Annotated in this window: 13 protein-coding genes; 3 read left to right on the top strand and 10 right to left on the bottom strand. The window is 69.2% G+C overall.

What is annotated here, in order from left to right:
* Positions 1 to 4: 4 nt before the first annotated feature.
* The 8 genes from ACT3S3_RS02620 to ACT3S3_RS02585 form a co-directional block, all read right to left on the bottom strand.
* A complete protein-coding gene (locus ACT3S3_RS02620) occupies positions 5 to 1,510 on the bottom strand; it encodes a UDP-N-acetylmuramoyl-tripeptide--D-alanyl-D-alanine ligase (protein WP_301441984.1) in 1,506 nt (501 codons plus the stop codon).
* On the bottom strand, positions 1,507 to 3,141 hold the full coding sequence (locus ACT3S3_RS02615) for a UDP-N-acetylmuramoyl-L-alanyl-D-glutamate--2,6-diaminopimelate ligase (protein WP_441588135.1): 1,635 nt from the start codon (positions 3,139 to 3,141) through the stop codon (positions 1,507 to 1,509). The genes ACT3S3_RS02620 and ACT3S3_RS02615 overlap by 4 nt, the downstream gene beginning before the upstream one ends.
* Positions 3,138 to 5,033: a peptidoglycan D,D-transpeptidase FtsI family protein gene (locus ACT3S3_RS02610; protein WP_301441986.1), complete on the bottom strand. Its 1,896-nt coding sequence runs from the start codon at positions 5,031 to 5,033 to the stop codon at positions 3,138 to 3,140. Before ACT3S3_RS02610 ends, ACT3S3_RS02615 begins: the two co-directional genes overlap by 4 nt.
* 236 nt (positions 5,034 to 5,269) lie before the next feature.
* Positions 5,270 to 6,004, bottom strand: coding sequence for a hypothetical protein (locus ACT3S3_RS02605; protein WP_301441987.1), 735 nt, complete (start codon positions 6,002 to 6,004; stop codon positions 5,270 to 5,272).
* A complete protein-coding gene (gene rsmH / locus ACT3S3_RS02600; RefSeq protein WP_301441988.1) occupies positions 6,001 to 7,077 on the bottom strand; it encodes a 16S rRNA (cytosine(1402)-N(4))-methyltransferase RsmH in 1,077 nt (358 codons plus the stop codon). The genes ACT3S3_RS02605 and rsmH overlap by 4 nt, the downstream gene beginning before the upstream one ends.
* Before the next feature lie 211 nt (positions 7,078 to 7,288).
* Positions 7,289 to 7,720, bottom strand: coding sequence for a division/cell wall cluster transcriptional repressor MraZ (mraZ, locus tag ACT3S3_RS02595; protein ID WP_301441989.1), 432 nt, complete (start codon positions 7,718 to 7,720; stop codon positions 7,289 to 7,291).
* Positions 7,721 to 8,235: 515 nt separating this feature from the next.
* Positions 8,236 to 8,628: a DUF3040 domain-containing protein gene (locus ACT3S3_RS02590; RefSeq protein ID WP_301442081.1), complete on the bottom strand. Its 393-nt coding sequence runs from the start codon at positions 8,626 to 8,628 to the stop codon at positions 8,236 to 8,238.
* Between the two features lie 130 nt (positions 8,629 to 8,758).
* Positions 8,759 to 9,196 carry an SAV_6107 family HEPN domain-containing protein gene (locus tag ACT3S3_RS02585; RefSeq protein WP_301442082.1) on the bottom strand — a complete coding sequence of 146 codons (438 nt, stop codon included), beginning with the start codon at positions 9,194 to 9,196 and terminating at the stop codon, positions 8,759 to 8,761.
* A gap of 156 nt (positions 9,197 to 9,352) precedes the next feature.
* Here ACT3S3_RS02585 and ACT3S3_RS02580 point away from each other — a divergent pair, with 156 nt between their 5' ends.
* Complete coding sequence (locus ACT3S3_RS02580) at positions 9,353 to 9,952, top strand: GNAT family N-acetyltransferase (RefSeq protein ID WP_301442083.1); 600 nt, start codon at positions 9,353 to 9,355, stop codon at positions 9,950 to 9,952.
* Positions 9,953 to 9,971: 19 nt separating this feature from the next.
* On the opposite strand, the gene ACT3S3_RS02575 is transcribed toward ACT3S3_RS02580, so the two are convergent.
* Positions 9,972 to 10,973, bottom strand: coding sequence for a methylenetetrahydrofolate reductase (locus tag ACT3S3_RS02575; RefSeq protein ID WP_301442084.1), 1,002 nt, complete (start codon positions 10,971 to 10,973; stop codon positions 9,972 to 9,974).
* 127 nt (positions 10,974 to 11,100) lie between these two features.
* Here ACT3S3_RS02575 and ACT3S3_RS02570 point away from each other — a divergent pair, with 127 nt between their 5' ends.
* Positions 11,101 to 12,225, top strand: a complete 1,125-nt coding sequence (locus ACT3S3_RS02570) for a polyprenyl synthetase family protein (protein WP_301442085.1) — start codon at positions 11,101 to 11,103, stop codon at positions 12,223 to 12,225.
* A gap of 2 nt (positions 12,226 to 12,227) precedes the next feature.
* On the top strand, positions 12,228 to 13,844 hold the full coding sequence (locus ACT3S3_RS02565; protein WP_301442086.1) for an alpha-(1->6)-mannopyranosyltransferase A: 1,617 nt from the start codon (positions 12,228 to 12,230) through the stop codon (positions 13,842 to 13,844).
* On the opposite strand, the gene ACT3S3_RS02560 is transcribed toward ACT3S3_RS02565, so the two are convergent.
* Positions 13,758 to 14,150 carry an Rv2175c family DNA-binding protein gene (locus ACT3S3_RS02560; RefSeq protein ID WP_441579217.1) on the bottom strand — a complete coding sequence of 131 codons (393 nt, stop codon included), beginning with the start codon at positions 14,148 to 14,150 and terminating at the stop codon, positions 13,758 to 13,760. The genes ACT3S3_RS02565 and ACT3S3_RS02560 overlap by 87 nt on opposite strands.
* Positions 14,151 to 14,286: the final 136 nt, after the last annotated feature.

Raw genomic sequence — 14,286 nt, 5'->3', positions numbered from 1 at the left:
GCGGTTACCTGCTCTCTTCTTCACCGACGAAAAGGCCTTCGGCGACACTCCACAGGCCGTCGGCGTAGGACGCCTTGACCAGGACCACGTCGTTGGCACCGACGTTGAGGTCCAGGAAGTTCACCGCGGCGTCGGCGTTCTCGACCTGGCGCACGGAGACCCCGTGGGCCTCCGCGGACTCGGCCAACGCGTTCTGGTTGACACCGTTGCCGACGACGACGGCATTGCCGATGCGGCGCTGTGCCAGCACCTCTCCGAGCAGGGCGTGCTCCTCGCGGGCCCCGTCGCCGAGTTCACCCATCTGTCCGAGGACGGCCCAGCTCTGCGCGTCGGGACGTCCCGTGGCGGTGTAGGCCAGGGCGTCGACGCCGGCGCGCATGGAGTCCGGGTTGGCGTTGTAGGTGTCGTTGATCACCGTGACGCCGTCGGCGCGGGTGCGCACGTCCATCCGGTTCTCGCTGGCGGCGACGTGGCTGTTCAGCGCGCCGGCGACGGTGGCGGCGTCCAGGCCGCTCTCCATCCCGACCGCGGCGGCGGCCAGCGCGTTGGACACCTGGTGGGCGCCGAAGACGCCCAGGGTGACCTGCACGGGCTCGCCGTGCGGGTGGTGCATCGTGAACGAAGCACGTGCCACCTCGTCGAGGGTGATGTCGGAGGCGCTGTAGTCCGCCTCGTTGCCGTGCATGGAGAACCGGACGATGCGGGCGTCGGTGCGCGAGCGCATCGCCGAGACGAAGTCGTCGTCGGCGTTGAGCACGGCCAGGCCGCCGTCCGCCGCCGAGGGCAGCGACTCGACGAGCTCACCCTTGGCGCGGGCGATCGCCTCACGCGAGCCGAACTCGCCGAGGTGGGCGGTGCCGACGTTGAGCACGACACCGACCCGCGGCGGGGCGATACGCGCCAGGTGGGCGATGTGCCCCTGGCCGCGTGCGGACATCTCGGCCACGAGGAAACGGGTGTCTCGTCCCGCCTTGAGGGCGGTGTAGGGGTGCCCGATCTCGTTGTTGAAGCTCCCCGGGGGCGCCACGGTCTCACCGCCACGGGTGAGCACGGCGCCGAGCAGGTCCTTCGTGGAGGTCTTGCCGGCCGAACCGGTCACGCCGACCACGGTGAGGCCTTCCTCGGCGACGAGGGTGTCGGTGTTGTAGCGGGCCAGACGCCCGACGGCGGTGAGCACGCGCTCCCCGACCCCGTCCGGGTCGCTGTCCAGGTAGGCGGCGTTGCGCTGGGCGGAGTCCGCCCCCTCACCGGCGCTCTCGTCGGTGCAGAGCAACGACGGGGCGCCGACGGGGCGTCCGACCATGACCAGTGCCGCACCGTCGCGCAGGGCACCGGGGACGAAGTCGTGGCCGTCGACGCGCTGGCCCGGCAGCGCCATGAAGACGCTGCCCGGGGTGATCCGACGGGAGTCGAACTCGACAGGCCCCGTCACGACGGTCTCCGCGGTGGCGCCGTCGACGAGCTGCCCTCCGGTGACCTCGGCGATGGTGCCGCTTGTCATCTCTATCATCGTGTCGGTTCCTGTCCGTCCTGTCTATCCCTGAGTGCTTGTGCAACTACTGCCACGTCATCGAACTCGAGGACGGTGTCCCCGACGATCTGCCCGGTCTCGTGGCCCTTCCCGGCAACAATGACGATATCGCCCCGACGGGCCCAGGCGACCGAGGCCCTGATCGCGTCGGCCCTGTCACCGATCTCACGGAGGTCCACACCCGTGTTTCCGCCACGGGCCGCGAGCTCCCCGCGGGCCCCGGCGAGGACCTCGGAACGGATCGTCGCCGGGTCCTCGTCGCGTGGATTGTCGTCCGTGACGACGACCAGGTCGGCGACCTTCGCCGCCTCGGAGCCCATCAGCGGACGCTTCTCGTGGTCACGGTTGCCACCGGCGCCGAGCACCACGCCGACCCGCCCACCGTGGCCGGCCCGCTCGATCTGGTCGGCGAGGGTGGACAGGGCCGCGGCGACGGCACCCGGCTTGTGGGCGTAGTCCACCAGGACGAGGAAGTCATCGGGGTAACGCGAACCGTCTGCCTCCACCGTCACCGACTGCATGCGGCCCGGGACGCGGACGTCGCCGAGCTTCGCGGCGACGGTCTCCTCCGTCTCCCCTGTGCCGCCGGCGGCCGCCACGCAGGCCAGCGCCACCGTCGCATTGGCGACGTTGAAGGTGCCGGGCAGGGAGACGGGGAAGGTCACGTCCTGACCAGCGTGAACGGCGGTGACGTGCTGCAGACCGTCGGTACCGACCTCCACCGAGGACACCGACCAGGTCGCGGCGTCCTGCCCGTGGGCGCCGGTGGTCGACACCGTGACCGGCGAGGTGCCGCTCGCCGAGAGCGTGCCGGCGAGGCTGCGGCCCCACTCGTCGTCCACGCAGACCACCGCCGCCGGCAGCCCGGCGCCGGGATCCTGCGGGGTGGTGAACAGCAGGGACTTCGCCTCGAAGTAGTCCTGCATCGTGGGGTGGAAGTCCAGGTGGTCGCGGCTGAGGTTGGTGAAGGCGGCGACGTCGAAGTCGACACCGCGCACCCGTCCCATCACCAGCGCGTGCGAGGACACCTCCATGACGACGTGCGTCACGCCCTCGTCGCGCATCCGGGCGAACAACGCCTGCAGCGTCGGTGCCTCCGGGGTGGTCAGCGAGGTGGGCACCGCGGTGCCGTTGATCCGGGTACCGGTGGTGCCGATGAGGCCCACGCTGTGGTCGTCGAGCAGCATGCGCTCGACCATGTACGAGGTCGTGGTCTTGCCGCTGGTTCCGGTCACCCCGATCACGGTCATCGACCGGGAGGGGTGGCCGTTGATCTCCGCCGACACCGGGCCGAGCCACGCACGGCAGTCGTCGACCACCAGCACGTCGGTGGTCACGCCGTCGGCGCGCAGCACCTCCAGGCCGGCCTCGTCGGTGAGCACGCTCGCGCCTGCGGACTGGTCCGCGTAGGACGCACCGTGCGCCCGGGTGCCGGGCACGGCCATGAACATGCCGCCGGACGGCACCGAGCGCGCGTCGATCGCCGCGCCCGCGACGACGGTACCGGCGGCAGCACTGGAGTCACCAGGGTCACCGCTCTCGCCGAGCGCCACCAGGCGCCCTCCTGTCAGTTCCGCGAGTGCGGACAGGGTGGGTGGTTTCACGCTCACTGCGCCTCCAACGTCAGTCGAGGTGCGGCCTCCGGGGAGAGCGGCACATTGTAATGGTCGAGCAACCAGGACGTGATGTCCCGGAACAACGGGGCGGCGGACTGTCCGCCACTGCCGTCGGTGCCCCGCTCAGGGTCGTCGAGCATGATCGCCACGACGAAGCGGGGGTCGTCCGCCGGCGCGATGCCGGCGTAGGTGATCCAGTAGTCCGAGTTCGAGTAGGCCCTCGTCTCCGGGTCGATCTGCTGGGCGGTACCGGTCTTTCCGCTGGTCTGGTAGCCCTCGATGCCCGCGGTGGGAGCGGTGCCCTGCTGGACGCCGCTGGGGTCGGACTGGTTGACCGCGCGGAACATGTCCACCACGCTGCGTGCCGTCTCCGGGGAGACAACCTCCACCGACTCCGGCTCGTCCTGCGGGATCTCGTTGCCGGAGGCGTCCGTGGCGGACTTGATGATGCTGGGAGTCACCCGCACACCGTCGTTCGCCATGGTCTGGTAGATGCTGGCCATCTGGAGCAGGCTCATCGACATGCCCTGGCCGATCGGCAGGTTGGCGAACGTGCCGCCCGACCACTGGGAGAGGTCGGGGACGTACCCGCTGGTCTCACTCGGCAGGCCCAGGTCGGTGGCCTGGCCGATGCCGAACTTCTGCACGTAGTCCCAGAAACTCTCCTCGCCCACCCGGTCGGCCAGCATCAGCGTGCCGACGTTGGAGGACTTACCGAAGATACCCGTGGTCGTGTACGGCACCACGCCGTGGTCCCAGGCGTCCTTCACCGTGACACCGGACATGTCGATACTGCCCGGTACCTGCAGGACCTCGTCCGGGGTGGTCTTGCCGTCCTCGATCGCCGCCGCGGCGGTGATCACCTTGGCCACCGAACCGGGCTCGTAGGCGTCCTGCACCACACGGTTACCGAAGACCTTGCCGTCCTCCAGCTGCTCGTCGATGTTGCCCTGCGGGTTGATGGTGTCGGACGTGGCCATCGAGACGACCTCGCCACTGGCCGAGTCGAGCACCACCGCCGAGGCGGAGTCCGCCCCGGACTTGTCCTTGGCCTGCTGCACGAGCTGCTGGATGTAGGTCTGCGCCTCCAGGTCGAGGGTGAGCTCGTAGGCGTCCCCGTCGACGGCCGGGTGACGGTCACGGGTGGACCCCGGGATCGCCAGACCGTTGGCGCCGACGTCCACGGTGCGCGAGCCGTTCGTGCCCTGCAGGCGGGAGTCCTGGGCGAGCTCCAGGCCGAACTGGCCCTCGTTGTCGCGGCTAATCTTGCCGACGACGTTCTGGCCCACCGCACCGTTCGGGTACTGACGGATGTCCTGGCGCTCCACGGTGATCTCCGGGTACTCCGCGCTGACCTTCTCCGCGACGTCCGGGTCGACGTCGCGCACCAGCACCTCGTAGGTGGAGTCGGAGTTGAGCTTGTCGAGGATCTCGTCGGACTTCACCTCCGAGGCGGTGGAGGCCTCGTCAGACTCCGACTCCCCGGACTGGGCGTCCGACTCCTCCAGCAGACCGGGCAGACCGTCGGCGATCTCCTTGATGCGTTCCTCGGGCTCCGACACCCCCTCCGGGTCGAGGTCGTGGCGGTCCTGCATGAAGGACTCCAGCAGGTGCGGGTTCACCGACAGTGAGCGTGCCTCCATGGTGTAGGCCAGCCGCTGTCCGTTGCGGTCCACGATGTCTCCACGGTGGGCGGGTTCGGTGATCACCGCGGTGCGCTGCTCACTGGCCATCGCCGAGAGTTCCGGCCCCTTGATCAACTGGACCCACACGAGCCGCAGCAGCAGGGCGAGCACCAGGATGACGACGATGATGAGCACCACGGCGCCGCGGCGTCCGAAGCTGCCGACACCGATGTCGAGGGTCCGCCAGGAGTTGCCGGGCACACCCCCCTGGGCCGGACGGGACTGGCGTTGCGGGGGTCGCTGACCTCGGTTGTCGCGCCCGGCGTGCCTACTCCGGTCCCTGTCCTGGGCCAATGTGACCTCTCCCTTCCGCGAAGCTCAACACAAGATCGTCTCGACCGGGCCCCTGACGACCCGCAGCGAATGCATGCCGTCCATTGTCGTGCCACGGACACCACACCCGGGGCATTGGACTCCGGGCGTGTCTTTGAAGTGTCTCAGTAGGGAAGCTCTCCGGTCGAGGCCGCACCGTTGTTCTGATCGGCGGGAGCCCCGTCGTCATTACCGTTGTTGCCGGTGTTGCCGTCGTTCCTGTCCTCCAGCGCCTGCGGGGCGAGCCCCGGGACCTGGTCGGTGGCGTCGGGGTCACTGGTGGGACGCTGGGCGGTGACCTCACCGTTGATGTCGGTGATCGGCAGCGTGGAGCCGGAGTCCGCCGCGCGCAGCTCGTTGACCTCGTCACCGTCGACGTTCAGCACGCCGGCCTGCGCCGGGGCGACCATACCCAGGCGGGATGCCTCGGCGGCGATGCGCTGGGTCGAGGAGGCGTCCTCGACGTCGCGGTGGAGCGACTCGAGCTCATTGGACAGCGACGTGCTCTGCTCCTGGGCCTCGGACAGCTGGAAGGACTGCTCGGTGGTCTTGCCGGACAGGTACATGGCGAACGCCACACCGGCGACGAAGATCAACAGCAGGACGACCCACGTCCGGACGACGGAACGTTCCTTCGCCGTGGGCACCGACACGCGCCGACCGCGGACGGAGACCTGCTGGCGCGAGCCGCGGCGGCGCACCGGACTGCTGTGCGTCTGCCGGCGGTCGAGGCTGCTCGGGCCCGAACCCGACCGACCGGTGCGGACGGCGCCGTGGGCGCCCGAAGTGCCGTGGTCGTCGCGTCCGGTCGAACCGGAGTGCTCGCGGGTGCGCTGACGGGCTGCGGTGGCGGTGCTCATCTGGTTCCTCGCTGTGCGTCTCGGTGGGTGTTCTGGGAGTTCTGGATGCGGGTGACGGCCCTGACACGGACCGGCGCGGCCCTCGGGTTCTGCTCGATCTCGACCTCGGAGGCCTTCTCTGAACCACGTGTGACCAGTTCGAAGTCGGGGGCGAACTCCGGGAGCGCCACCGGCAGGCCCGGCGGCGTGTGATCCACCGTCAGGTCGGCGAGCGCCTTCTTGACGATGCGGTCCTCCAGGGACTGGTAGCTCATGAAGACCGCCACGCCCCCGACGTGCAGTCGCGCCGTCGCCTCGGGGATGACCGCCGCGAGGGAGTCGAGCTCGGCGTTGACCTCGATCCGCAACGCCTGGAAGGTGCGCTTCGCCGGGTGCCCACCGGTACGTCGCGACGCCGCCGGGATCGTTCGGTAGAGAAGCTCGACCAGGCGGGCCGAGGTGGTGAACGGCTCGACCTCACGCTCGCGCAGCACCGCCGAGGCGATCTTGCCGGCGAAGCGCTCGTCCCCGTAGGTCTTGAGGATCCGGGCCAGGTCGCCGTGGGCGTAGGTGTTGAGGATGTCCGCGGCGGTGACGGGCAGGTCCGGGTCCATGCGCATGTCCAGCGGCGCGTCCTGCGAGTAGGCGAACCCGCGGCCGGCCTGGTCGAGCTGCATCGACGACACACCCAGGTCGAAGAGGTAGCCCGAGACCCCGACCTCACGGGCGGTGGCGGGGATCCTCCCCTGCTCCACCAGGGTGTCGATCGCGTCACCGAGCCCGTCGAACCGGGTGCGGTAGGCGACGAACCGCTCGCCGAACCGGGCGAGGCGCTGCTCCGCCTGGGCGATGGCGGCCGGGTCGCGGTCGAGTCCGACGACGACGGCCTGCGGGAATCGTTCGAGGAAGACTTCGGTGTGGCCACCCGCGCCCAGGGTTCCGTCGACGATGACGGGGGTCTCGGGCGCCTGCCCGGAGTCCGTGCCCGTGCCGACGCCCTTGCCGACCAGGTCGACCATGCGGTCGCGCATGACCGGGACGTGCCCGTGCTCGCCAGAGACGCGTGGCTGCTTCTCGTCGTCGGCGACGGTCATCGGGGTGGTCCTTTCTTCAGGGGCGCTCGTCCGGTCCTGTTGTCTTCACGTGGTCATCGCAACGCCGCCGGGACTGTACACGGGGCCTCACCTGCACGGGCCAGGTTTGATGTCGGGGAAGTACATCAAAGTCAAGGTCGTCCGCGCAGATGAGGGCCGGCACACAGTCCCACCGGCGTCGCGGGGCATACGGCGGAGGGCGGGCGGTAGCTCAGATGATCCCGGCGAGGGAGTCGTCGTCACCGTCGGCGAAGTCCGACTCGTGTTCCGCCAGGTAGGCGTCCCACGCTTCGGCATCCCAGATCTCGATGAAGTCGACGGAGCCGATGACCACGCAGTCCTTGTTGAGTCCCGCGTAGTCCCGGTGCCCCGCAGAGAGGGTGATCCTGCCCTGCTTGTCGAGCTCCTGCTCGTCGGCGCTGGCCGCCAGGTTCCTGACGTAGGCCCTCGCCTGCGGATTCGACCGGGAGGCTGCGGCGGCTTTCGACGCGCGCACCTGAAACTCCGCCTTCGTGTGCACGGCCAGGCTGTGATCCTGACCGTTGACGACGACGAGGCCGTCCGACAGCTGCTCACGAAACTTGGCGGGAAGGGTCAGCCGACCCTTGTCGTCAAGCTTCGGGGTGAAGGTGCCGAAGAACATGTCGGCTCCCTCCCCCGGCCATCCCGGGCATCTGAAATGTTGTTGCCGTATGCGATCTCTGTGAAGTTGTCCCGGGGACCATTGTGCCCCAGTGCGCCCCACAGTACCCCACTTCCAACCACACTGACTAGCCCATCAGTCACACAAGACCACAGAAGTTGCATCTCATGCCGGAGACCTGAAGATAGCCTCGACACTGCAGGCGCGTGAACTGCAGATATAAGAACAGGTGCATGGTGGGGGAAGGTGGGGGAAGTTTTCGTAGAACTCACTGGGAGCGCCCGCAGGCCCGTGTCGCCGGAGCGCAGACAGGGCAGAACGAGGGACTTTAGGCACGCCAGAGCCCTGCCGAGGCGCATCGGGGTCGACACCCACCGGGCCGGGTGGAGCAAAGTGGGGAAAGCGTGGTGACACACGACAACAGCGGGCGGGTCCGATCAATGATCGGACCCGCCCGCTGGCGGTGTGTGCGGCAGGTTGCTGGTCTCCCCTGACCGGCGGCCTACTGCGGCTGCCTACTCGAAGCGCTTACGGAAGCTGTCCTCCATACGGTCGGCGACCCCGCCGCCGGAGGACCCGGAGCCCTGCTTGCCGGAGGAGGGGTTGGCCTTCACCTTGCCGTTACCCGACCCGGACGGCCCGCGGAAGGCCAGCAGCCCGCCGCCGAACATCACGAGGAACCCGACAACACTGAGGCCCACGAACCACAGGCTGTTCTGCGAGAGAGCGATACCGGCGATCAGCAGACAGACGCCGAGGAGGAAAACCCCCACAGAGCGGATCCCGATATTGAAGCCACCGCCGACGGAGGTGTCCCCGGCTGCCTGCCGGGCGAGGTTGGGGTCGTCGGCAATCAGCGCCTGCTCGATCTCCTGCAGCATGCGCCGTTCCTGTTCCGAAAGTGCCACGATCGTCCTCCCCTGAGGTGTCGGGTGTAGATGTTGACGGTTGTTCTGTCTCTACCGTGTTAACGCACAAGGAGTGAGAAAAGTTCCGCCTCGATGTCCACCAGCCTACCCCAGGGTGAACACAGACCTGTCACGCTACCTCGGGGAGGTATCCGACCATGCCCCGGACGGCGTCGAGGAACTCGCAGGCATCGTGGTAGACCTCGGCCACGGTGTGCTCCCCGAGGTCCGGGACCAGGCCCATCTCCACCTGCGCGACCAGCCGGGCGTGCGGGGCGAAACGGTCGCACCACCGCTCCATCTCCTCGTCACCCGCCAAGGCACGGACCTTCTCCCAGGCACTGCCCGGGGGCAGCCGGCGGCGCTTCTTCCGGGCGAACTGGATGACCGCCCCCGCCGCACGGAGTGCAGCCCGGTAGGCCCACGTGAGCCGCTCCTCCCGGACCAGGTCGGTCCTGCTGAGCTCCAGCAGACGTTCCGCCTCGATGACGAACGTCTCGGGCAGGACCGCCCCACCCCGGCGCGACCGCGCCATCCTCGCGACATTGTCGCCTGCTCCCTGAACCATGACCGCCTCCTTACGTCCCGTTCCACGTTGCGATGATGCACCTGAAACTACGGGGCACCCCGGACACGAAACTGGCGACCGGAACTATACTCGAACAGATGTTCTAGTTTCGGGGAATCCGCCGTCCCTCCTCCCCTGGTTTGCCACAATGGTGGGGTGAACGACGACCTCCGTATCAGTGTGTGCCCCCTGTCCGCCCAGGACTACGTGCGGAGGATCGACCAGCTCGTCGACATCCACCTGCGGGCCATGGACTACCCTCCGGAGACCTTCAGCCAGCGCCGTCAGCTCTGGATCGCCAACGCCCGGAAACCCGGGTTCCGCTGCGTCGTCGCGCTGACCCATCCGGCACACTCCACCCCGGACCCCGGCAGCTCGCGGCACCGCGCGGTGGGCGTGGCGTACGGATTCCCCGGCGACCTGCACAGCTGGTGGTACCGGGAGGTCCACCGTGGGCTACGGACTGCCGGCAGCACGCCCGATGAGGCGGACGACCTGCTCAGCGACTACGACGAGATCTCCGAGGTCCACGTCCACCCCGACTACCAGGGGCACGGCACCGGCCGGGCGATGTTGGACGCCCTGCTCCCCCATCTCCACAGCCCCGTCGCGTTGCTCTCCACCCCGGAGGTTCCCGACGAGTCCAACGCGGCCTGGTCGCTCTACCGGGCGGCAGGTTTCGGGGACCTGCTGCGTGACTTCCGTTTCGGCTCAGACCCCCGCCCCTTCGGCATCCTCACCCTCCCCAGGCGCTGACGCCCCCGACGGCACCCCGTCAGCGGACCATGTCCTGCCCGAGCTCCGGGCCCCAGGCCGGTGCCATGCCCAGGTTGTGCAGCACCTCCTGGGTGGCGCGCACGTTGTTCATCGTCATGAAGTGGAGGTCGGGCGCGCCCTCGGCGATGAGCCGCTCCGCCATCCTCGAGGTCACGTCGATGCCGGCCTCACGGATGGCCGCGGCATTCTTCACCTCGTCACCGGCGGCCGCCCTGGTCAGCTCATCCTCCAGCAAGGCCGGCAGCGACGCCCCCGCCAGCTCCATCTGCCGGCGCACGGAGCGCAACGACGTGATCGGCATCAGACCCGGGATGATCGGCTTGGCCCCGTGCACCGGGTCCGCCGCCGCCAGCCGGTCCCGCAGACGCAGGTAGTGGTCGACGTCGAAGAACATCTGGGTGATCGAGTAGCTCGCACCCGCCTGCAGCTTCTGCAGCGTGTAGCGGGTGTCGTTCTCCAGGCTCCCGGCACGGTAGTGCCCCTCCGGGAAGGACGCGATGCCGATGTCGAAGTCGGAGCACTCCGGCATCGACCGCACGAGCTCGATCAGTTCGTGGGCGAAGTTCAGCCCACCGTCGACCGGCGACCAGTCACCCGTGGGGTCACCCGGCGGGTCGCCGCGCAACGCCAGCAGGTTCGTCAGGCCCAGGGAGGCGAACTCGCGGAGGATGTCGCGGAGCTCCTCCTCACGGTGGTCCACGAGGGTGAGGTGCAGCAGCGTCGTCAACGGCTTGACCGACAGGCGGGATGCGACGCGCTCGGTTCGTTCCCGGCTCGAACCGCCGGCACCGTAGGTGACGGACACGAAGCTGGCGCCGAGGTCGTGGAAGGCCTCCGCGGCGGACCAGAGGCGTTGCTCCGCGTCGTCGTTGCGCGGGGGCATGAACTCCACCGAGAAGGGCACACGTCCGGGCGTACCCCACTTGAGGGTGTCTGCGACGGCGACCTGCAGGCTCGCCGGGGCGGGGCGGTGAGTTTCGCGGTGAATTTCGTTGACCATAGCGCCCCATCCTAGAAGACCACCCGGCGTCTCGGGCAGGTCGAGGTCCGCTTTCCGCGCACCGGTCCCTACTATGGGGATGAATCACCCCGTCCCCTACTTCTTCACGTTACGGAGGCACCCCCCGATGGCCGACGCCGCCCCGACGCCGACCTGGCACGTGGACAGCCCGCTGTCCGACGTCCCGCCGGTCGTCGACGCCACCCTCACGGACTTCCTGGCCGCCAGGCACGCGGAGTTCGACGGCATCGACCCCGTCATCGAGCAGGGCATCAACGAGCTCTCGGCGTTCATCGTCGGCGGTAAGCGACTGCGTCCCCTCTTCACCTGGGCCGGGGTGCGTTGTGCCCTGGAGGGTGGCGGCGGGTCGCTCGACGAGGGGACGGACGCCACCTCACTCGTCGCCGCGGCCAGCTCCCTGGAGTTCATCCAGGCCTGCGCCCTGGTGCACGACGACATCATCGACCGCTCCGACACCCGCCGCGGACGCCCCACCGTGCACCGTTCCTTCGAGGCCCGGCACCGGCACGACGGATGGCTCGGCGACGCCGGCGCCTACGGGGTCAGCCAGGCGATCCTCGTCGGCGACCTGGCGTTCGCCTGGGCCGACGACATGCTGGCCGACTCCGGGGTCTCCGCCGCCGCGCTGCGCCGGGCGCGTGAACCGTGGCGTGCCATGCGCACCGAGGTCATCGCCGGGCAGATGCTCGACATCTCGGTGGAGGCCAGCGGCTCCGAGGACCCGGAGGCGCCGTGGAAGGTCAACACCTACAAGACCGCCGCCTACACCGTGGAGCGTCCCCTGCACCTCGGCGCCGTTCTGGCGGACGCGCCGGCGGAGACCGTCCGGATGCTGCGCTCGGTGGGCCGCGACATCGGCATCGCCTTCCAGTTGGAGGACGACCATCTCGGCGTCTTCGGTGACCCCTCGGTCACCGGCAAGGCCTCCGGCGACGACCTGCGCTCGGGCAAGCGGACCTACCTGGTGGCCTCCGCTCTGCGCGCCGCCGACGCCGCGGACCCGTCCGCGGCCGCCCGGCTGCGCGCCGGCATGGGGACGGTGACCACGGAGGACGAGGTCGACGTCCTGCGCGGGATCATCGTCGACTCCGGGGCGGCGACCGAGTCGACCGCGCTGATCCGTTCCCTCACCGACCGGGCCGTGGCCACGCTGCGCGCCGGCGGGCTCGGCGACGCCGTCACCGACGACCTCGTCGGTGTCGCCGAACAACTCACGGAGCGGAGGAGCTGAACGTGCTGACACGGACCGGGGCCCGGCTACGGGACATGCCCCGTCGCACGGCCGTCATCCTCGGGGTGGTCGGCTCGGTGCTGCTGGCACTGTGCTCGCACTCCGTGGGCGCCACCCGTAACCGCGGTGGCCTCCTGCAGGAACTGGGCTGGTCCAACCTGGGGTTCGGCCACCTCTACGGCATCGTGGTGGTGTTCATGTGGGTGGCGATCCTGCTGATGATCACCTCGTGGATCGTCGTGGGCGGACGGATCGTCCGGCTCGGCGAGAGGCTCGGCGCCTCCACCATCGTCGCGTGGGTCGCCCCGCTGTTCTTCGCCGGCCCGCTGATGAGCCGCGACATCTACTCCTACCTGATGCAGGGCACCCTGGCCCGCGACGGCCTCAACGCCTACGAGGTGGGCGCCTCCGCCAACCCCGGACGCATGTTCTTCGAGGTCAGCGGCGACTGGCGTAACACCACCACGCCCTACGGCCCCCTGCACCTGTGGATCGGCGACGGGATCACCCGGATCACCGGGGACAACATCACCGCCGGGATCATCGCCTACAAGATCCTCTCGCTGGCCAGCTTCGCCGTCCTGGTGTGGGCGGTGGCCGGCCTCGCCCGCAGTATCGGCAGCTCCCCGGAACTCGCCGTGTGGATCGGTGTCGCCAACCCGCTGGCGGTCATCCACTTCATCGGCGGAATGCACAACGAGGTCACGATGATGGCCCTGGTGTGCACCGGCCTGTACCTGGGATTCAGGGCCGCACCGGTCCGTGGGCTGGTCTACGGCTCCGCCCTGGTCGGCGCAGGCGTGGCGCTGAAGGCCACCGCCCTGTTCGCCCTGCCGTTCCTGGTGTGGGTCTTCGTTGCACGTCGTGCCGGCGAGGCCCCCGGGGCGAACGGTCCCCGTCGTAGCTTCCGCGAGGTACTCCGTGACCTGCCCCGCATCACCCCTGCCCGTCTGGTCTGCATGCTGCTCGGCGGACTGGGCTCGGTGGCGGTCATGCTGGTCTCCGTCGCGGCGATCACCTGGGCCAGCGGGCAGACCTGGGGCTGGGTCGCCGAGATCAGCGGCAACACCAAGGTGATCAACCCGCTGTCCCTGGCGTCCCTGTTGGCAGGGTTGCTGGTGCGTCCGCTGAGCCTGTTCAGCGAGGAGATCTACTTCAACGAGATCGTCGCGGTCCTGCGTCCGGTGACCATGGTCCTCATGCTTCTCGGACTCGTGGTCTGCTGGGCCGTGTGGCGCCGTGGCGCCAGGGACGCCATGGTCGGGGCGACCGCGGCCTACGCGGTCACCTGCGTCCTCAACGCCGTCGTCCTGCCCTGGTACTACATGGCACCGCTGGCACTGTTCGGCGTCTGGGTCCGAGACCGTCGCGCGGTGATCGTGGTCGCGTGGCTGTCGATGGTGATGTCGATGACCTTCGACGGCGGCGGCAACAACCGCCTCTACTCGCTGTGGTGGCTCGTGGTCGTCGGCCTGCTGATGTGGTGGGCAACGACCTCCTGCCTCCGGAGCAGCGGGGACAGGTCGCAGACGTCAGGCGATGGCCATGGCCTGGGCGCGGCGCATGACCTCCCGGGCGAGGTGCCCGTGCAGGGCGTCGACGGGACGACCCGGCAGTGACTCGTCCTCGGTGAACAGGAACTCCAGGATCTCCGCGTCGCTGTAGCCACCGTCGGCCAGCAGGGCGACGAGCCCCGGGACGAAGCGGTTGAGCTCGCCGCCGTCGGTGAAGAAGCGGGCCGGGACCTGGCGCACGCCGTCGACGTGCACGGCGACCAGGCGGTGACTGTTCAGGTCGTCCATCACGCGGGTCACCAGGACGTCGAGCACCTCGGCGACCTCGGGCACGTTGAGGACCTGCGTACCTGCGGGCAGGCCCGAGACCGCCTCGGCGAGGCGACGGCCGGTGGAGTTGTCGGACGGGATGTTCTCGGAGGTGGCGTCGGAACCGACGCCGTCGTTTTTCTCACTCACGGTCCCCAGCCTATCCCGTCCCACGCACTTTCCGGGCTTTGCCCGCCCTCCCCGTATACTTCCCCGGTAGCCGTAGAAGAAAGGAGGC

Source organism: Corynebacterium sp. AOP40-4SA-5, from assembly GCF_052377355.1.
GTDB lineage: Bacteria > Actinomycetota > Actinomycetes > Mycobacteriales > Mycobacteriaceae > Corynebacterium.
The sequence above is the reverse complement of the archived record's forward strand: the minus strand, read 5'-3'. Positions and strand labels throughout refer to the sequence as shown.